Here is a 19,662-nt window from a genome sequence, read left to right as displayed (position 1 = left end):
GCGGATTGTCGCGGGCGCAAGTGAGGCGAAGCGTGGTTCGATCCGGCGAGGAACCCAGGCCGGCGGGGCGTGCGACGGACGGCACGGGGCCCGCCAGTCTGCGCGAGCTGTTTCTGCAGGGCGAGCCGGTCGAGACGGGTGTGCGGACGTCCATCCTGAACTCGTGGCAGCGCTGCCGCTCCCTGGGTCTGTCGCCGGACACGTTCGACCTGCCCTACCGGGAGGACTTCGACCCGGGCGGCCGTATCGTCCGGGCGGCCGCGCCGGTGCTCGACCGGTTGCAGGCCACGTTCGCCGGCAGCCAGGTCAACATCTCGGTCGCCGACGCGAACGGGACGGTCCTGCTGCGCCGCTTCGGGGACCCGTCGATGGCCAGGAACCTCCCGGCCATCCAGGTCGTCCCGGGGTTCGTGTTCGCCGAGCAGGTCGCCGGCACCAACGGCATCGGGCTGGCCCTGGCGGAGCGGCAGCTCATCCGCGTCTACGGCGCCGAGCACTTCCCGGAGCGCTCCCAGCAGAGCGCCTGCGTCGCGCTGCCCGTCCGCGACCCGCTCAGCGGACGCATCGAGGGCGTCCTGTGCCTGGGCTATCCGCGCGGCTTCGAGCGGCCCGCGCTGGGCGTCGCGATCCGCAGGGCGGCCGAGGGCATCGAGCGGCGGCTGCTGGGGCAGAGCTCCGCGCGCGAGCGCGCCCTGCTGCGGACGTACCTGGCCACCGGGGCCGGCACCGCCGGTCCGCATCACGGTGTGGCCCTGGACGTGCTGGCGAACGAGTTCCACCCCCGTGACCAGGCGATCCTGCGGGAGAAGGCCGCCGAGCTGATCTCCGGTGCGCAGCGGGGAGCCGCCGACGTGACCCTGCCCGACGGGCGGCGGGTGACGCTCGTGAGCCATCCGGTGACGAGCGGCTCCGGTGTGCGGGGCATCGCCATCGAGGCCGTGCTGCCCGGCTCCCCGGCTGGGGCGCCGCTCGTCATACCGCACCAGATGGACGAGCTGTCCGGTTTGACCGCCCCCGCCGTCCCGCTCTCCGCCGCCCGCCCGGCGATCATCCTGCCGTCCGGGCACCTCGCCGCGGCCCCCGGCCCAGTCGTCACGACCGACGGAGACGGCGGGACAACGCGGCCCGGCGGGACGGAGGGGCCAGGTCCGCCCGTCGAGCCCGGCACGACCGCCTCCGCGCACACCGCCCCGACCCTCGCCGGACCCACCATGGCGGACGGCGCCCGGACCGCCGGGCAGCCCACCACGGCCGACGGTCACCGAAGCAGCACCGAGCCCGTCACGACGGACAGCCACCGCGGCAGCGCCGAGCCCACCCCCGCCGACAGTCGCGGCAGTACCTCCGAGCCCGCCCCGTCCGACGGCGACCGGGGTCTCGGTGAGCCCGGTGCGGCCATCGGGGCCGGCGGAGACGGCGGGGCAACTGGGCTCGATGGGGCCGACGGGCGCGGCGTGCCCGCTGAGTCCGGCATGACTGTCTCAGCCGGTAGCGGCCCGACTCCCGCCGCTCCTGCCACGGCGGACAACGACCGGACCCCCGCGCAGTCCGTCACGGCGGACGGCCGCCGGAGCACCTCCGAGCCCGCCCCGTCCGACGGCGACGGCAGTACCTCCGAGCCCGCCCCGTCCGACGGCAGCCCGAGTCTCGGCGAGCCCGGTGCGGGTTTCGCGGTCGGTGGTGGGCGTGGGGGCCGTGGGGGCGACGAGCCCGGCGGGGTTCTCGCGGCCGGTGGGGGGTCGGGTGCGGCGGGGGAGCACTCCGAAGCGGCGTTCCCGGCCCGGGGGCTGGTGATGCTGGGGGAGCCGCACGTCGGGGCCTACGCCCTGGCCGCGCGCCGCCGTCTGGAGCTGCTGTCCGAGGCCAGCACCCGCATCGGTACCACCCTGGACGTGCGCCGCACCGCCGAGGAACTGGCCGAGACCGCGGTCCCCGGACTTGCCGACTTCGTCACCATCGACCTGCCCGATGCCGTGCTGCGCGGCGAGGAGTCCGCCGACCCCCTCGCCGACCTGCGCCGCACGGTCGTCCTCGGCATCCATGAGGGCCTGCCCTTCACACCGCCCGGCAAGCGCGTCGACTTCGGCCCGACCACGCCCCAGCTGCGCTGCCTCAGCAGGGGCGAGGCCGTGCTGGAACCGGACCTGAAGGCCGCCGCGGGCTGGCTCGCCCAGGACCCGGAGCACACCGCGCGCCTGCTGGCCCACGTCCACTCCCTCATCGCGGTGCCCCTGCTCGCCCGCGGTGTCGTCCTGGGCGTCGCCTGCTTCTACCGGGCCGGCGGCTCCTTCGGCGACGACGACCGCTCCCTGGCCCAGGAACTCGCCTCCCGTGCCGCCCTGTCCATCGACAACGCCCGGCGCTACACCCACGAGCGCACCATGGTCCTGGCGCTCCAGCGCCGGCTCCTCCCGCACGGCCTGCCCGACCAGGACGCCGTCGAGGTCGCCCATCGTTACCTGCCCGCCGAATCGGACGTGGGCGGCGACTGGTACGACGTCATCCCCCTGTCCGGGGCCCGCGTCGGGCTCCTGGTCGGCGACGTGGTCGGTCACGGCATGCTCTCCGCGGCCACCATGGGCCGGCTGCGGACCGCCGCCCGCAGCTTCGCCGAGCTCGACTTCCCGCCCGAGGAGGTCCTCACCCACCTGGACAACCTGGTGGGCCGCCTGGACCGGGAGGACCCCGACGGCAAGGGCGCCGGCGTCATCGGCGCGACCTGCCTCTACGCCGTCTACGACCCGACGTCGCAGCGGTGCCTGATGGCCCGCGCCGGTCACCCGCCGCCCGCGATCGTCCACCCCGACGGAACCGTGACCTATCCCGACCTGCCGGCGGGGCCCCCGCTCGGCCTGGGCGGCCTGCCCTTCGACGCCGTCGAGGTCGACCTCCCCGCGGGCAGTCAGCTGGTCCTGTACACCGACGGGCTCATCGAGGACCGGCACCGCGACGTCGACGTCGTCCTGGAGCAGTTGCGCGAGGCCCTGGCCCATCCCGAGCGCGCCCCCGAGGAGACCTGCCAGGCCGTCCTGGACACCGTGGCACCCGCGCACCCGCACGACGACATCGCCCTGCTCGTCGCCCGCGTCCACGCCATGGACCCCCGCCGGATCGCCACCTGGGAGCTGTCCGCCGACCCGTCCCTGGTCGGCGAGGTCCGGGCGTCCGCCATGCGGTGGCTGTCCGACCGGGGGCTCGACGAGACCGGGTTCGCCGCGGAGCTGATTCTCAGCGAGCTGATCACCAACGCCATCCGGCACGGCGCCGGGCCCATCCGGGTGCGGCTGCTCTACGGCCGGACCCTGATCTGCGAGGTCTCCGACGCCAGCAACACCGCCCCGCACCTGCGCCGTGCCGCCAGTACGGACGAGGGCGGACGCGGTCTGTTCCTCGTCGCGCAGCTCTCGCAGAGCTGGGGCACGCGCTATCTGCCCGAGGGCAAGGTCATCTGGGCCGAGTGCGGGCTCGACGCGGCGTGACGCGGCCACCGGCCCGGACGGGCCGAACGCCTGGTCCTGCTCCGGCCGCCCTGGGGGCCACGCCCCTTTGGCGTCGCGGCGAGCCGAAAAATGCCCGAAATGCTGTAATTTGATCGGGTGCGCGACGCTCCTGACACACCCCCGGAGGCGGCATCACCCTTCGGGCCGGAACCGCTGGTCCGGATCCGCGGACTCAGCAAGCGGTTCGGCGGCACCGTCGCGCTGGCCGGGGCCGACCTCGACGTCCACCCCGGCAGCGTTCTCGCGCTGCTCGGGCCCAACGGCGCCGGCAAGTCCACTCTCATCAAGATCCTCGCCGGAGTCCACCAGGCCGACGCGGGGCAGGTCACCGTCGCCGGGGAACCCCTCGGCAGCCCCGCCGCCACCCGGAGCATGTCGTTCATCCACCAGGACCTCGGTCTCGTGGAGTGGATGACGGTCGCCGAGAACATCGCCCTGACCACCGGGTACGGCCGCCGGACCGGGCTGATCTCCTGGCGCCGCACCCGCGCCCGCTGCGTCGAGGCCCTGGGGATCGTCGCCGCCCACCTCGATCCCGACACGCCGGTCTCCGGCCTCGCGCCCGCCGACCGCTCCCTGGTCGCGATCGCCCGGGCCCTGGCGGCGCGTGCGCGGCTCATCGTCCTCGACGAGCCGACCGCCCGCCTGCCCGCAGCCGACTGCGCCCGCCTCTTCCGCGTCCTGCACGGCCTGCGCGACCGCGGACACGCGATCCTCTACGTCAGCCACCGCCTGGACGAGGTGTACCGGGTCGCCGGCACCTTCGCCGTCCTGCGGGACGGCCGCGTCGTCAGCCACGGCCGGCTCGCCGACCACAGCCCCGCCCGTCTGGTCCGCGACATCGTCGGCGAGGCGGACGAACCGGCCGTCCACCGCCCCGCCGCGTCCCCGGCCGACGCACCCCCCGTCCTGGCCCTGGACGGCGTGCGCACCGCCCGCGCCGGACCCGTCGGCTTCGAGCTCGCGGCCGGGGAAATCCTCGGCCTGGTCGGCCTCTCCGGCGCCGGGCACACGGATCTGGGCCGCGCCCTCGCCGGCGCCCGCCCCCTGCTGGACGGGCAGGCCCTGCTGCACGGGCGGCCGTACCGGCCCCGCACGGTGGCGGAGGCCGTCTCCCTCGGAGTCGGGCTCGTGCCGGGCGACCGGCTCCGGGAGGGTTGCCTCGCCGAGCTGACCGTACGGGAGAACCTCCTGGCCAACCCCCGCGCGGGAGGTCTGCCGGCACCGCGCTGGATCGGCCCCCGCGGCGAACGGGCCCGGGCCGCCGCCCTGATCGAACGGTTCTCGGTGCGCCCCCGCGACAGCGAGACGCCCATCGCCACGCTGTCCGGCGGGAACCAGCAGAAGGTCATGATCGGCCGCTGGCTGCGTGCGGACCTGCGGCTGCTGATCCTGGAGGAGCCGACCGCGAGCGTCGACATCGGCGCCAAGGCCGCGATCCACCGCCTGCTCCAGGAGGCGCTGGAGGCGGGCCTCGCGGTGCTGCTGCTGTCCACCGACTTCGAGGAGGTGGCGAGCGTGTGCCGGCGCACGCTGGTCTTCGTGCGCGGAACCGTGACGGCGGAGCTGAACGGCCCCGCCCTCACCGTCGCCGGACTCACCCGGGCGGCCTCGGCCCTGCCCCCGTCCACGGCCGGTCACCCGTGACGCCGCCGCCCCGGCCGCGACGCCGCCCCGGCCACCACATCGGCGCCTACGGCCTGCTCGTCCTCACCGCCCTGCTCTACCTGGCCTTCTCCCTCGCCCTGCCGGACACCTTCCCCACGCTGGGCACCCTCGACTCGATCCTGTCCAACCAGTCGATCCCGGCCGTCCTCGCCCTCGCCGCCATGGTGCCCGTCGTCACCGGCGCGTTCGACCTCTCCATCGGCTACGGCCTCGGCCTGGCCCATGTGATGGTGCTGCAGCTCGTCGTCCACGAGGGCTGGCCCTGGCCGCTCGCCTGCCTCACCGTGCTCGCCGGAGGACTGGTCGTGGGCGTCCTCAACGGCGTCATCGTCGAGTTCGGCCGGATCGACTCCTTCATCGCCACCCTCGGCACCGGCAGCATGATGTACGCCGTGACCGGCTGGATCACCGACGGCGGCCGGATCGTCCCCGGCCCGCAGGGCCTGCCGCTCGCGTTCACCGACCTCTACGACTCCACGTTCCTCGGCCTCCCGGTCCCCGCCTTCTACGTGCTCGCCCTCGCGGCCGTCCTCTGGCTGGTGCTGGAGCGGCTGCCGCTCGGCCGGTACCTGTACGTCGTCGGGTCGAACCCGCGCGCGGCCGAGCTCGTGGGCATCCCGACCCGCACGTACACCGTCTACGCGTTCGCCGCCTCGGGCCTGATCGTCGGATTCGCCGGTGTGCTGCTCGCCGCCCAGCAGCAGATCGGCAACCCGAGCGTGGGCCTCGACTACCTGCTGCCCGCCTTCGTCGGCGCCCTCCTCGGCTCCACGGCAATCAAGCCCGGGCGGCCCAACGCCCTGGGCACCGTCGTCGCCGTCGCCGTCCTCGCCGTCGGCCTCACCGGCATCGCCCAGCTGGGCGCCGAGTTCTGGACGGTCCCGCTGTTCAACGGCGGCACGCTGCTCATCGCCGTGGGCCTGGCCGGATACGCCGCCCGCCGCCGGCTGCGCGGCGGCGCGGCCCGCGACACCCCCGCCGCGCCGCCCCCGTCCTCCCCGGCGCGGGAGGGCGGCACGGCCCCGCCCTGACCCTCTCGGCACGCCCCGCCGCGTCGACCCCCTCACTGGAGTTCCCGTGCACCGCACCCGCAAGGCCGCCCCCGCAGTCCGCACCGTGCGGCTCGCCTCCTGCGCCCTGCTGGCCTCGGCCGCCGCCCTCACCGGCTGCGAACGCGGTTCCTCCGACGGCGCGGACGAGACCGCGACGGGCCCCAGCGGCTGCCCCGCCGTCCACGCCCGCGCCCGGGAAGCCGTCACCCGGGCGGAGCGGGCCGAGATCCCCTGGGGAGGGCCCACCAGCGGCCCCGAGGCGGTGTCCGGCAAGAGCATCGTCTACGTCGCCCAGACGATGACCAACCCCGGTGTCGCGGGCGCCGCGAACGGGGTGCGGGACGCCGCCCGGGCCATCGGCTGGAACGTCCGGGTGATCGACGGCGGCGGCACCCCGGCCGGTATCCAGGCGGCCATGAGCGAAGCCGTCGCCCTGCGGCCCTCGGGCATCGTCATCGGCGGATTCGACCCCGACTCGACGGCCCAGCAGGCCGCCCGGGCCAACGCGCAGCGCATCCCGCTCATCGGCTGGCACGCGGTCCCCGAGCCCGGCCCCAGCCGGCAGCCCGACCTGTTCACCAACGTCACCACCCGCGTCCAGGACGTGGCCCGCGTCAGTGCGCAGTGGATCATCTCCGACTCCAACGGCCGCGCCGGGGTCGTGCTCATCACCGACGCGTCGATCCCCTTCGCGCGGAACAAGTCCGACCTGATCCGCGAGGAACTGGCGAGCTGTCAGGGCGTGCGGCTGCTCTCGGTGGAGAACATCCCGATCCCCGACGCCAGCAGCCGCACCCCGAGGGAGATCTCCTCCCTGCTCTCCCGCTTCCAGGACCGCTGGACCCACTCCGTGGCCATCAACGACCTGTACTTCGCCGACGCCGCCCCCGCCTTCCGCGCCGCCGGCGAGAAGGGCTCCGGGCCGCCCTTCAACATCGGGGCCGGTGACGGCGACCCGTCCGCCTTCCAGCGCGTCAACAGCAGGCAGTACCAGGCCGCCACCGTGCCCGAGCCGCTGTCCCTCCAGGGCTGGCAGATCGTCGACGAGTTCAACCGCGCCTTCGCCGGCCGCCCCGACAGCGGGTACGTGGCTCCCGTGCACATCGCCACGGCCGGCAACAGCGAAGGCGCCTCCAGCTGGGATCCGTCGGGCTACCGGGAGGCGTACCGGAAGATCTGGGGGAAGTGACGGCCGGTCAGGTGCCGATCTCTTCACGGAACATGCACGGAACCCCGGAATCCCTTTAGCTTTCAAGCGCTACTGTCGCGTCAGTCGAGTGGCCGCCGGGGGTCGATCCGAGCGGGGCCCGTCCGCGGCGGCCCTCGCTCCCCCCAAGGCACAGGAGACTCGGTGTGGACGACGGCGACGTGGTGGTGATCGGCGGTGGCTACGCCGGTGTCCGGCTGGCCAAGCGGCTGGACGACACGGCCCGGGTCACGCTGGTGGACCGCAAGGAGGTCTTCTTCCACCGCGTCGCCTCCCTGCGCGCCGGAGTGCACCCCGAGTGGACGCACACCCCCTTCATCCCCTACGACCGGCTGCTGCGCCACGGCCGGGTGGCCACCGGCAAGGCCGTCCGTATCGACACCGCCGAGCGGCAGGTCGTCCTGGCCACGGGCGAGCGGCTGCCCTACGACGTGGTCGTGATCGCCACCGGCGCCGACTACCCCGAGCCGGCCCGCTTCACCGGCACCACGACCGAGGAAGCGGCCAAGTCGTTTGCCGAGCACCAGCGCAACGTCGCCACGGCAGAGCACGTCCTGGTCGTCGGCGGCGGCCCCGGCGGCGTCGAACTCAGCGCCGAGATCCGCCTCGCCCGCCCCGACGCCCGGGTCACCCTGGCCCACTCCGGGCCCGCCCTGCTCGACTCCACGGGCAACGCCCGGCCCGGACGCAAGGCCCTGGCCTGGCTGGAGTCCCACGACATCGAGGTACGGCTCGACTCCTTCATGTCGCCCGGCAACGACTTCGGCACCTACCGCGACGCCCGCGGCACCGTCATCGAGGCCGACCTGTCCTTCTGGGCGACGGGCACCACCCCCAACACGCTCTGGCTGCGCCTGGCCGGCCACGGCGACTGGCTCAACGAGGCCGGGCGCGTGAAGGTCGACCCCGCGCTCCGGGTCGAGGGCAGGCCGGACGTGTTCGCCGTCGGCGACGTGAACGACGTCAGCGAACTCAAGGTCACCCCCGCCGCCCTCGCCCAGGCGGACATCGCCACCCACAACATCCGCTCCTACCTGCACAGTTCCGGCAAGCACCGCAAGGAGCCGCGCCTGTACCGCCCGAGCCGGCGCACCCCGCTGATCGTGCCGTTCGGCCCCGCCGACGGACTGACCGTGCTGCCCGTGCCGGGTGGCGAGTCCGCCGTCCTCGGCAGCCGCACCACCACCCTGGCCAAGGCGAAGAGCCTCATGACGCCCTACATGCGCCGTCAACTCGGTTACACGGCCGCCTGACCCGCGCCGGGCCGCCCCCACCACCCCACCCCCGTCGTTACCCGTGGGTTCAGCCTGGGGTAGGGTCCCCACCGTTTCCGGCTACCGACTGATGGTGTGCCGGTACAGGGCGTGTCGGAGGGTGGCAAGACGATGGAATCCCAGTGGGGTGACGGCGGATCCGTGGACCTGGACGACACGAGGCTGGAGGCACTCGATCCCGAGCCGCTGCTGACCAGGGACTACGAGACGCGTCCCGCGCTCGTGTACGAGCGGCTGCGCCAGCAGCACGGCCCGGTCGCGCCGGTCGACCTGCTGGGGGTGCCCGCGTGGCTCGTCCTCGGCTACCGCGAGTCGCTCCAGGTGCTCCAGGACGCCGACGGCTGGCCCAAGGGCCTGGAGAACTGGCGGGCCCGCTCCGAGGGCAGGGTGCCGGCCGACTGGCCGCTCGGACCCTCCCTGGAGGTCAACCACATCCTGATCCAGGGCGGCCCCGGCTACCGGCCGCTGCGCACCGCGTGGGACGTCGCCCTCAAGCCCTTCCAGGACCCCCGCCACCCCCAGGCCAAGCGGTTGAAGTCCGCCGTCACCGCATACGCCGACGAACTGATCACCCTCGTCGGCCAGGGCGGCAAGACCGGCGTGGCGGACCTGTCCGCGCAGTTCTCCCGCCCGCTGCCGCTGATGGTGGCCAGCCATCTGCTGGGCTTCCCCGGCTCGCAGGGCGACGACGCGCTGATGGACATGTGGCGCGTGCTCGACGCGGGCCCGGACGCCGAGGCCGCCCTGGAGCGACTGCTGGCGACGCTGGCCGAACTGGCCGCGCTGAAGCTGGAGAAGCCGGGCGACGACTTCCCCTCGTACCTGCTGGCCGCCCACCCGGGCCTGTCGCTCGACCATCTCGCCCGCGAGCTGTTCATGCTGCTCGGCATGACCTCCGACCACGTCGGCATCCTCATCTCCAACACCGTCGTGGAGGTCCTCTCGGGCGAGGGCAGCGTGCGCGCCAGCCTGTCCGCCGGGATGGTCAGGGAGACGATGAACCGGGTGGTCATGCGCAAGCCGCCGCTGGTCAACTTCGTCCCGCGCTTCGCGGCCCGGGACACCCGGCTCGGCAACTACACGATCCGGGCCGGTGACCCGGTGTGGGTCTCCCCGGGCGCCGCCCACGCCGACCCGCTCTTCGCCGACCACGTCGCCTCGGGCACCGCCATCAGCACCCGGGCCCACCTGTCCTGGGGAGCCGGACCGCGCCAGTGCCCGGCGCGGGAGCTCGCCTCGGCGGTCGCGGCGGCCGGGGTGGGGCGCCTGTTCGAGCGGTTCGACTACCTCGACCTCGCCCTGCCCGCCGACCAACTCCCCTGGCGCTCCTCGCCGTTCATGCGGGGTCTGCGCTCCCTGCCCGTGCACTACGAACTCGCCTCCGCGCCGCCCCCACGGCCCTGGGCGGACGGCCCCGCGCCGGGGGTGGCCGAGGAGGTCCTGCCGGACCCGTCCGCCCGGCAGCGCTCCTCGCTGTGGCGCTATCTGACGGGCCTCATCCGCGGCGGCCGCTGACCGAAGCGACCGAGTCGAACGCCCATCCCGCATCGGCGTTCCGCACGGTTCCGGGATGACGCATTCACGCCGCACGCGTGACAAAAGGTGCTGGTGGGCGGTGCGCCCGTGCTGGGATGCTCGTGGCAGATCCCGGGACAGGGCGCGAGGGCCCGCGGGGGCCGGGCAGGTACACCTCGATGACCTGCCCGGCCGTTCTTCCGTCAGGGCGCGGAACGGGGCGCGAACGGGGGCGCGAGGCTCACACCCAGCCCGACTCCACAGCGATCCGGATCGCGTCGATCCGATTGCGGCCGCCCGTCTTCCGGGTGATCGCCGACAGATGGTTGCGGACCGTCGCGGCGGACAGGCACAGCCGGTCGGCGATCTCCCGCGTGGGCGTACCGTCGGCGGTCAGCCGCAGCACCGGTACCTCGCGCGGGGTCAGCGGGTTCGCTCCCGCGTCCAGCGCGGCCAGCGCGAACTCGGGGTCGACGAACCGCTGCCCCCGTACCAGCTTGCGGACACCGTGGACCAGCCGGTCCGGCGGGGCGTTGGTGCTGATGACACCGGCGGCGTGCAGATCGAGCATGCGGCGCAGCCGCTCGGGTGCCGTCGAGGCCATCCGCAGCAGCATCCGGCACTCCGGCAGCCGCTCGTGCAGCTCGCCCCGGGCGGCGATCTCCTCGCCCTCCCTGGAGTCCACGCCGATCACCGCCACGTCCGGCCGGCACGCCAGGGCGCGCGACCACGTCGCCGTCGCCGTCGGCCTCGGCGACGACCTCGATGTCGTCCTCCCGTGACAACAGGGCGGTGAACGCTCCCCGCACGAGACGGGTCTGCTCGACGAGAAGAACGCGGATCACGGTCGCTCCCTCTCCGCCGTACGCGGCCTGCTGGGCCACCTTGATCGGATTATCGCCGCACATCGCGGGAATTTCAGGTCGGGCCGCGGCGCAATTGGCCGCCCGCACAGCAAGGGCGGCCGCCCGGGCCGGCGTGATCGAGTGGTGAGGCCCGGGGGCCGGGCGTACCGTCGAACGGTGGACACCGCAGGCAGCAGCCCGCAGCCGGCTTCACCACAGGCGACCACCACCAGGGAATCCGGTGGTGGCGGAAACGCGATGGCGCTGCTCGTCATCGCCTCATGCCAGTTGATGGTGGTCCTCGACATCACCATCGTGAACATCGCGCTGCCGCACATCCAGAGCTCGCTGGAGTTCTCCACCACGAGCCTGTCCTGGGTGGTGAACGCCTACACCCTCACCTTCGGCGGTCTGCTGCTGCTCGGCGGCCGGGCCGGAGACATCCTCGGCCGGCGGCGCGTCTTCATCTTCGGCGTGCTGCTCTTCGTGCTCGCCTCCCTGCTCGGCGGATTCGCCCAGAACGCCGGCCAACTCCTCGGAGCCCGCGCCCTGCAGGGCGTCGGCGGCGCCATCGCCTCCCCGACCGCCCTCTCGCTGGTCAGCACGACCTTCCGCGAAGGTCCCGAGCGCAACCGGGCCTTCGGCGTCTTCGCCGCGGTCTCCGCGGGCGGCGGCGCCATCGGGCTGCTGGCGGGCGGGGTGCTCGTGGAGTGGCTGAACTGGCGGTGGGTGCTCTTCGTCAACGTCCCGATCGGGCTGCTCATCGCCCTGGCCACGCCGCGCTGGATCAAGGAGTCGGAACGGCACCCGGGCCACTTCGACATCACCGGCGCCCTCACGTCCACCGCGGGCATGGTGCTGCTCGTCTACGGCTTCATCAGAGCCGCGCAGGAAGGCTGGCGGGACGCCCTCACCCTCGCCTCGTTCGCCGGAGCGGTCGTCCTCCTGGCGGCCTTCATCCTCATCGAGCGGCGTTCGAAGCAGCCCATCACGCCGCTGCACATGTTCGCCGACCGCAACCGCGCGGGCACCTACGGCATCATGCTGTGCCTGGCCGCCGCCATCTTCGGCATGTTCTTCTTCCTCACGCTCTTCGTGCAGAACGTGCTCGGATACAGCCCGCTCGCGGCCGGACTGGCCTTCCTGCCGGTCAGCGCGGTCATCGCCGTCGGCGCCGGACTCGCCTCGCGGTTCCTGCCCGTCTACGGGCCCAAACCGTTCATGGTGATCGGCGCGATCCTGGCGGCGGTGGGCCTGGCCTGGCTGACCCTGACCGACGTCCACTCCACCTACGCGGGCAGCGTCCTCGGCCCGATGCTCGTCTTCAGCCTGGGCATGGGCATGGAGTTCGTGTCACTGACCCTCATGGCGCTGTCCAACGTGTCCACGCCGGAGACGGGCGCGGCCTCCGGACTGCTCAACGCCACCCAGCAGGTCGGCGGCTCCCTCGGGCTGTCCATCCTGGTCACGATGTACGGCACGGCCAGCACCAACGAGGCGGACAAGCAGGTCCCGGCCTTCCTCCAGCAGGCGACCCCGGCCGAACGCATCCGGTTCGAACGAACCGGGCAACTGCCCAAACCGTGGTCCGACGAGATCCTCACCGCCGGCATCTCGGCCGCCTTCATCATGGCGGCGATCTTCACCGCCGTGGCCGCGCTGATCGCCGTGATCGTCATCCAGGTCCGCCCCTCCGACCTGGAACGCCTCAAGGGAGGAGCGGGCCCCGGCCCGATGTGAGGCCCGCCCCCGAACCCTTCAGGCCCTACGAGCCGATCCGCGCCGCGATGACCGGCGCCAGCCGGTCGGCGATGACCCGGTGCCCCCGGTCGTTGGGATGCACCGAGTCCGTCAGATCGCCCGAGCCCAGCCAGCCGGTCGTGTCGACGAAGGACACCCGCCCGTCACCACCGGCGACGGCGGCCTTCACCGCGGCCTCGGTCTGCGGTACGAACCGCCCACGGAACGTCTCCAGCGCGAAGATCCACGCCTGCGGATACGCGGCCCGCACCTTGCGCAGCAGACTGCTGTACGCCGACTGGAACTGCGCCGAACTCACCCCGTGCCCGACGTCGTTGGTGCCGAGGTTGATGACGACCGCGTCGGCCCGGTAGCGGGAGAAGTTCCAGTCGGGCGTCGCCGCGTTCGGCTTGAGCTTGGTGAACTGCCGCTCCAGCCCCACGCATCCGTCCGCCGCGGCCACCAGGCACGCCCCGCCCTGTGCGATCTGCGTGTGCTCGACACCCAGCCGCTCCCCGATCAGCCAGCCGTAGGCGGTTCGGGCGTTCTGCGAGCTCGTCGTGCCCACCGTGATCGAGTCGCCGACGAACTCGACGAGTTCGGCCGGGGCCGGCGGTGTGAACGTCGTCGCGCCGCTGTCCAGGACCAGCCCCTGGAAGACGGCGTCGCCCTTGTAGGATCCGGCCACCACCTGGTAATTGACCTGGAGCGTGTGGTTGCCGGGGGAGAGGGCCGACGGGGTCAGGTTCACCGTGCCCTTGACGTCGTCGAAGAACCTCACGGGCCCGTTGTCGATCCGCGCCCACAGGTCGATGGTGCCCCGCTGCTTCAGTTTGACCGTCCGGCCGGTGAAGCCGACCCGGTAGTACGCGCCGGCCCAGTACGGGGTGTAGGCGGTGCTGGAGCCGGTGGTGTCCCAGCGGCCGACGAACTTGATGTTGGGGTCGCCGGGTTGCCCGGGGGCGGCCGCCGCGATGTCGGGATCGGACACCGAGCCGTCGCCGGGCGCGGCCTGCGCGGGCGAGCCGCCGGCCCAGGACAGCAGGCAGGCCATGAGCACGGCCGCGAGGAGGGCCGACAGGGCGCGTCTGGGGGAGATGTGGGGGGATGTCTGCACGGGGTTCCCTTCATATGGGGAATGGGAGCGCTCCCATAGGCAGCCTTTCGAGGGAACCAGTGAAACGGTTCAACGTCAAGTGGTGGGACGTGGAAGGGCGTTGGTCATGGGTCGGGCCTAAAGGCTCCGGTGCCGCGTCGGGCCCGTCCGGGCGCCGCGCGGTGGCCCGCCCGTGGCTGCCGCCTGTCACGGCCGCGGCCGGGGGAACGTCTCCAGAGCCTCGGCCAGGCCCGCCGCGTCCGTGCCGATCTTGCGGTACACGGACGACAGCAGTTGCCGCACACCCTGCTCGGTGAGGTGCAGTTCCTTGGCGACGACCGCCGTGGCCTGGCCCCGCACCGTCATCTCGGCGGCCTTGCGCTCCTGCGCGGTGAGCGTGTCCGTCTGCGGGTAGCGCAGCGGCAGCGGCCGCAGTCCGGCCGCGGACAGTTCCCGCCTGGCCCGGGCGGCCAGGCCCTCGGCACCGCAGTGCACCGCGCCTTCCAGGCCCTGGTAGAGCCGGTCGGCGGCGTCGTGCAGGCGGCCCACGCGGGCCAGCGCCGCGCCGTGGCCGACCAGGGCACGGGCCAGTTCGTACGCGGCGGGCGACCGCTGCAGATGGTCGACGGCCTGCGCGTGCAGATCGAGGCCCGCCTCACCGCCCGTCGCATCCGCCTCGGCGTGCAGCGCCTGGCCGATCGCGGATGCCGCGCCGAAGTCCCGGGCCCGCTTCACGGCGTCCCGCGCGTGGCGCACCGCCCGGTCGGGAGCGCTGCGGGACAGAGCCGAGGCCAGTCCCAGCTGCCAGGGGCACCACGCGGGATTGCGCCAGTCCCGGCCCTCCAGCCACTCGCCGACGCCGGACAGCAGGGCAGCGGCTTCCTCGGGCCGGCCCTCCGCCAGGAGCAGCTCGGCGTGGACGGTGCGCGGGTCAGGGTAGATGACGGCGTTCGGGATGACGTCGCCGTAGTGGTACTTGTCGGCGAGCCGGCGTGCCGCCAAGACGCGGCCGCGGGCCAGCAGGGTCTCGATCAGGATGCCGATGGCGAACCACTGGGCGGGTACCGCGCCTTCCACCCGGTCGGCGATGCGCAGGCCCTCCCGCACCAGGTTCTCGGCCTCGGCCAGGCAGCCGCGCCGGTACCGGATGTACCCGGAGAGCGTCTGGCCCAGGGCCAGATGGGAGCCGCGCCAGCCCTTCGACGCGCACTCGGCCATGCCCTTCGCGAACAGTTCCTCGGCCCGCCGCGGCTGGTCGCAGTACATGAACACCAGCGCGACCGAGACGGGCACCTCGAAGCCCCGGTTCTCATGGGTCCAGCTCAACCCGCCGCGCAGGGCCTCCTCGGCGTACGCGAGGGCCTTCTGCCGGGGCTCGCCGCGCATCATGGCGTCCCAGGCGCGCGACCCGAGGATGCAGCGCTCCTCCAGACCGCGGCCGGACAGCCGGTCGGCGAACCGGGCCAGCGCCCGCGAACGGCCGGACGAGTCCGCCTCGTCGGTGCGGAACGCGCTCCACACGAAGTGGTCGGCCTGCATCCGCAGCCGGATCCGGGGATGGGCGGCGGCCCGCTGCGCCTCGTCGGCGGCCACCGTCGCGGCCTCCGCCATCCGGTCGGTGTGGGCCAGCGCCTGGGTCAGCCGGTACACCATCGAGGCACGCAGCTCGGGGTCGGTGCCCGGTTCCGCGAGTGCCTCCCGCAGATGCGCCACGGTGGCCGTGGGCTTGATGAGGAAGGTCGCGCAGGCGAGTTCGTGCAGCAGCGCGGCGCGCTCCTCCGGCAGCGGCGGCTCCTGCAGGGCCCGGTTCAGCAGCCGCCGGGCCGCCTCCGGGGCGCCGGAGTGCAGGGCTTCACGGGCGGCCTCCCGCAGACAGGCGACCGCCTCGGTGCTGCCCTCGCAGGGCACCTCCAGCAGGTGCCGGGCCGCGGCGGCATGGCCGAGCCCGGCCGCCCGCACGGCCTCCGCGGCCGAGTTGTGCATGCCCTCCCGCAGGCTCGTTCCGATGGACCGGTAGATCGTGGTGGCGATCAGCGGGTGGACGAACTCCAGACTCTCGCCGGGCCCCTCGCCGTCGGCCAGAAAGCGGGCGGCGCGCAGCTTCTCCGCGGCCTCGGACGCCGCCGTGCTGCCGATCGCCGCGACACGGGCGGCCAGTTCCGGCGAGATGGCCTGCCCGAGGACGGCCGCGGCATAGGCGAAACGGACGGTCGTGGTGCCCAACGCCCGGAGCCGCTCGATCAGCCCCGGTCCCTTCACCGCGGCGGCCAGGTCGCGCATCGTGGGCAGATCCTCGCTGGTGCCCCGCAGATTGCGCTCGCCGAGCCTGATGGAGAGTTCCACCGCCTCGAACGGGCTCCCTCCGGTGACCTCCCAGCATTCCTCGCAGAACCCGTCCTCGGCCTCCTCGCCGACCTCGTCCCTGACGATCCGGGCCACGGCCGTGGCACTGAGCGGCGCCAGGGCGAACGGACGGTTCCCCAGGTCGGCCACCGGGGCGCTGAACGCGGCCGCCTCGAGCGGCAGTTCCTCGGGCCGGAAGGCCACGACGATCAGCAGCGACAAATCCACGGCCCGGGGTGCGAACGAGGCGAGCCAGCTCAGTGACTCGACGTCGGCCCAGTGCAGGTCGTCCAGCAGCAGGACGACGGGGGCCTTCATCACCGCGAGGCGCGTCATGACCCAGTCGAGGCCGTCACGCACCCCGGTCGGATCCGGCACATGGCCGCTCGGCGTCGCGACCAGGCCGAGCGCGGCGGCGACGATGTCGTACCAGCCGCCCAGGAAGGTACGGAGTTCCTTCTCGTCCATCGACGCCAGCGCGGGCTGGACGACCTGGCGCACCAGGTGGAACGCCAGACCCTGTTCCTTCTCACCGCCCCTGCCCGACAGCACGGTGAACCCCTGCGCGCGGGCGCGGGCCCGGGCCTCGGTCAACAGGGCCGTCTTGCCCATCCCTCCCGGGCCGGTGAAGGCGAGGAGCCCCCCGCGTGGCGCCTGGGGAACGCCGTCGACGGTGTCCCGCAGGCCCGTCAACGCCGAGTCGAGCGCTCGGAGCTCCTTGCGGCGCTCGAGCAACGGCCGGGTCTCGGGCGTGGGTTGCCGCAGCTCATGCGCCATGTGCCGTACCGCTTCCTGTCGTCGGCCATCGGGAGGCAGCGTGAGCGTACGCCTCCCGATGGGCGCCGTTCCGGATTCTGGAACGAGCACGACGAAGAAGGGTGAATGACCTGCTATAGCCGCGTGAAGCGGGGGCTGTGCGGGTACCGTGGCTCGAATGGGCACCCGCCCCGCGGCCTCACGAAGCGCTCCCTCACCCCAGGGCCGGGGCCGCCGCGTCCGCGTAGCGCGGCACAGTGCGGGACCAGTAGTAGCAGCCGCGGATCCAGCCGGCCATGCCTTCCACATAGCCGACGCCCGAAGGGCTCAACTCCGGTTTGATCTCGTCGTAGAGCCTCTCGAACTCGCGGATCGTGCGGTTGATCTGCTGGATGGCCAGGGTGACGGCCGTCGGCAGGGGACACTGGTGGGCCCGTTGGTAGGCGAGGGCCAGGTTGATCAGCTCGCCGGACCGTTGTTCCTTGACCGCGGAGAAGAGATCGGGGATCCACACCGCCGCGTCGGCCGACAGCCGGCTGAGGCGCGGCATGAGCGGGTGATGGAGTTCCCCGGAGGTCAGCTCGCACGGCTGCGCGGCTTCGCACAGTGGGTAGAAGGGCTCGACGCCCGCGGTGAGAGACCGTATCGAGGTGCACAGCCCGGCCGGTACGGGGGAGGGGTGGGCCTGGGCCACCGCCTCGTAGAGCAGTCCGTGCACGTACTCACGGCTCTTCCACGCCCAGCGCGCGGCCTGTGCCGGTGTGCACCGTTCGCGGATCTGCCGGTACAGGTCGGACAGGGCCGCTCCCAGCGGGGTGCCGGGGGGTGCGCCGTCCCGCAGGATCGCGATGGACTCGCACAGCATGGGCAGCAGCCGGCCGGGCCGGTGCCGGCCGACCTCCTCGGCCCGGTCGTCGAAGACGAACTGGTAGGCGATCTGATGGGCGACGAGTTGGAGAACGCCGGGGTCGGCATCAGGGCTGTTGTAGGACGCGAGCTCGGCCGGGCGGGTGTGGGAGATCATGGCCGAGACCCCCGGTTCCTCGCTCAGCCCGGTCGCGCGCAGCCACTGGTCGACACCTGCCGCGGCCGCCGGCTCGTGGGGATTGCGCCGGAACGGGAACGGCATGTAGAGGTGAGCGTCGATCAGCTCGACCAAGGTGGTGGGGGCAATCACGTCCTGCGCGACGGTCGCCCTTTCCTCATGCGTGGTGGACACCGTTGTCACCGTTCCTCCGGGTCTTCTCCACCCCGGACGCCGCCGTCGGGGCGCCGGGTGCGAGGGCGACGGCGTGCGGCGCGGTGCCGCCCGGTGTGTCCGCCCGTGAGGTGCAGATCATTGTCAGGGACCTCGGTCCCAGCGTCGCCCCGGGGCGCGGTGGTGCGATGCGCCCGGCCGGATGCCGTAGCCGCCAGCGACCGGCGATGGTCGCCAGGGCCACCGTCATCTCGGCCATGGAGAACAGGTCGCCGATGCACTTGCGGTTGCCCGCGGCGAACGGGATCAGCGCTCCGTGCGGACCGGCGGCGGTCTCGCCCTCGAGCCAGCGCTCGGGCAGGAACCGGTCGGGCTCGGGGAACGACGCGGGGTCGTGGTGCAGGAGATAGGGGCTGTACAAAACCGTGGTTCCCCGCGCCAGCCGCCGTCCGGCCAGCTCCGTCTCCCGGGTCGTGATCCGCGTGAAGAGCCAGCCGGGAGGGGAGTGGCGCAGCGTCTCCGTGAGGACGGACCGGGTGTAGACCAGACGCGGCAGGTCGTCGACGTCCGGTAACCGGCCGCCGAGGACGGTGTCGACCTCGGCGTGCAGTCGCCGCTCCACGTCCGGGTGCTGGGCCAGGAGGCCGAAGGTGGAGGCCAGGCACATCGAAGGGCTCTCGGAACCGGTGAGCAGCAGGGACACCAACTGGTCGTGGACCTCGCGATCGGTGACCGGGATCCCGTCGTCCCCCGCCTCGGCGGCGGCCAGCAGGAGGCCCAGCAGATCGTCGCGCGCGGTGCCCCGGCGGCGCTCGGCGATGGCCGCGTCGATGAGCTCGCCCACCCGCTCCACCGCACGCCGGTAGCGGCGGTTCGCGGGCGTGGGAAGACGGAACAGGGCGTCGACCGGAACGACCGTGCGCACGAACAGGCCGCGGACGATGGCGGCGAGGCAGTGCCGCACCTCGTCGGCCGCGGCGGGACCGAGCGAGTCGGACATCAGGAGCCGGCTGATCAACCGAGTCGTCAGGCTCAGTGTGGCCGCACTGACGTCGACCCTCTGCCCACTGCGCCACTCACGGCACAGCGACTCGGCCTCCTCGGCCATCAGGTCCGTCTGCGCGGCGACGCTGGAAGGGCGGAAGGTGGGTTGCAGCAATCGGCGCTGACGCCGGTGCTCCGCATGCGGGCAGGTGACGACGCCGTCGCCCATCAGGGCCCGCAGCCTCTCGTACTGCGGTCCGCCCTTGTCGAACGTGCGGGTGTCCCGGAGCATCCGGTGGACCAGCTCCGGGTGGCACACCATCCACGCCCGCTGGGGGCCCAGGCGTATCTCGACCAGATCGCCCTGCGCGGGAAGAGAATTCAGAAACTCCAGCGGCCGGCGGAACAAGGCGATACCGTGGCCGATGGATGGGAATATGCCTGGAGCAGTACCAACCGTCCATGCCTGTTCCGATTCAGGAAC

General features: G+C 73.1%; 12 protein-coding genes. 7 read left to right on the top strand and 5 right to left on the bottom strand.

All coding sequences use genetic code 11. The annotated features are described in order from the left end of the window. Window positions 1-32 precede the first annotated feature (32 nt). From CEB94_RS40765 to CEB94_RS05980, 6 genes are all read left to right on the top strand, one after another. Window positions 33-3,479: a SpoIIE family protein phosphatase gene (locus CEB94_RS40765; RefSeq protein ID WP_246111742.1), complete on the top strand. Its 3,447-nt coding sequence runs from the start codon at window positions 33-35 to the stop codon at window positions 3,477-3,479. Between the two features lie 117 nt (window positions 3,480-3,596). Then, window positions 3,597-5,147, top strand: a complete 1,551-nt coding sequence (locus CEB94_RS06000) for a sugar ABC transporter ATP-binding protein (protein ID WP_175431170.1) — start codon at window positions 3,597-3,599, stop codon at window positions 5,145-5,147. Further along, on the top strand, window positions 5,144-6,199 hold the full coding sequence (locus CEB94_RS05995) for an ABC transporter permease (RefSeq protein ID WP_175431169.1): 1,056 nt from the start codon (window positions 5,144-5,146) through the stop codon (window positions 6,197-6,199). The genes CEB94_RS06000 and CEB94_RS05995 overlap by 4 nt, the downstream gene beginning before the upstream one ends. Window positions 6,200-6,245: 46 nt before the next feature. Then, on the top strand, window positions 6,246-7,409 hold the full coding sequence (locus CEB94_RS05990; RefSeq protein WP_175431168.1) for a substrate-binding domain-containing protein: 1,164 nt from the start codon (window positions 6,246-6,248) through the stop codon (window positions 7,407-7,409). A gap of 164 nt (window positions 7,410-7,573) precedes the next feature. Beyond that, window positions 7,574-8,680 carry an NAD(P)/FAD-dependent oxidoreductase gene (locus tag CEB94_RS05985; protein WP_175431167.1) on the top strand — a complete coding sequence of 369 codons (1,107 nt, stop codon included), beginning with the start codon at window positions 7,574-7,576 and terminating at the stop codon, window positions 8,678-8,680. 132 nt (window positions 8,681-8,812) lie between these two features. Then, a complete protein-coding gene (locus tag CEB94_RS05980) occupies window positions 8,813-10,216 on the top strand; it encodes a cytochrome P450 (protein WP_175431166.1) in 1,404 nt (467 codons plus the stop codon). Window positions 10,217-10,457: 241 nt separating this feature from the next. Here the strand turns inward: CEB94_RS05980 and CEB94_RS05975 are convergent, their stop codons facing one another. Further along, complete coding sequence (locus CEB94_RS05975) at window positions 10,458-10,901, bottom strand: response regulator transcription factor (protein ID WP_246111741.1); 444 nt, start codon at window positions 10,899-10,901, stop codon at window positions 10,458-10,460. Window positions 10,902-11,319: 418 nt separating this feature from the next. Between CEB94_RS05975 and CEB94_RS05970 the strand changes: the two genes are divergently transcribed. After that, a complete protein-coding gene (locus tag CEB94_RS05970) occupies window positions 11,320-12,801 on the top strand; it encodes an MFS transporter (protein WP_175436910.1) in 1,482 nt (493 codons plus the stop codon). Window positions 12,802-12,826: 25 nt separating this feature from the next. Here the strand turns inward: CEB94_RS05970 and CEB94_RS05965 are convergent, their stop codons facing one another. The 4 genes from CEB94_RS05965 to CEB94_RS05950 all read right to left on the bottom strand — a co-directional run bounded on the left by CEB94_RS05965 (window position 12,827) and on the right by CEB94_RS05950 (window position 19,587). Then, window positions 12,827-13,918, bottom strand: coding sequence for an SGNH/GDSL hydrolase family protein (locus CEB94_RS05965; protein WP_246111740.1), 1,092 nt, complete (start codon window positions 13,916-13,918; stop codon window positions 12,827-12,829). Window positions 13,919-14,104: 186 nt separating this feature from the next. Continuing rightward, window positions 14,105-17,017, bottom strand: a complete 2,913-nt coding sequence (locus CEB94_RS05960) for an ATP-binding protein (protein ID WP_175431165.1) — start codon at window positions 17,015-17,017, stop codon at window positions 14,105-14,107. Window positions 17,018-17,210: 193 nt separating this feature from the next. Then, complete coding sequence (locus CEB94_RS05955; RefSeq protein WP_246111739.1) at window positions 17,211-18,215, bottom strand: (-)-alpha-amorphene synthase; 1,005 nt, start codon at window positions 18,213-18,215, stop codon at window positions 17,211-17,213. Continuing rightward, window positions 18,199-19,587 (bottom strand): cytochrome P450, encoded by a 1,389-nt coding sequence (locus CEB94_RS05950; protein WP_246111738.1) that lies wholly within the window; start codon window positions 19,585-19,587, stop codon window positions 18,199-18,201. The genes CEB94_RS05955 and CEB94_RS05950 overlap by 17 nt, the downstream gene beginning before the upstream one ends. Between the last annotated feature and the right edge of the window lie 75 nt (window positions 19,588-19,662).

Source organism: Streptomyces hawaiiensis (assembly GCF_004803895.1).
In the GTDB taxonomy this organism is placed as follows: Bacteria; Actinomycetota; Actinomycetes; order Streptomycetales; family Streptomycetaceae; genus Streptomyces; species Streptomyces hawaiiensis.
The sequence above is the reverse complement of the archived record's forward strand: the minus strand, read 5'-3'. Positions and strand labels throughout refer to the sequence as shown.

Bases quoted from the DNA above. Each gene is read 5' to 3' on its own strand.
- CEB94_RS05970 (WP_175436910.1), top strand. From the start codon at position 11,320: ATGGCGCTGCTCGTCATCGCCTCATGCCAGTTGATGGTGGTCCTCGAC.
- CEB94_RS05980 (WP_175431166.1), top strand. From the start codon at position 8,813: ATGGAATCCCAGTGGGGTGACGGCGGATCCGTGGACCTGGACGACACG.
- CEB94_RS05960 (WP_175431165.1), bottom strand. From the start codon at position 17,017: ATGGCGCATGAGCTGCGGCAACCCACGCCCGAGACCCGGCCGTTGCTC.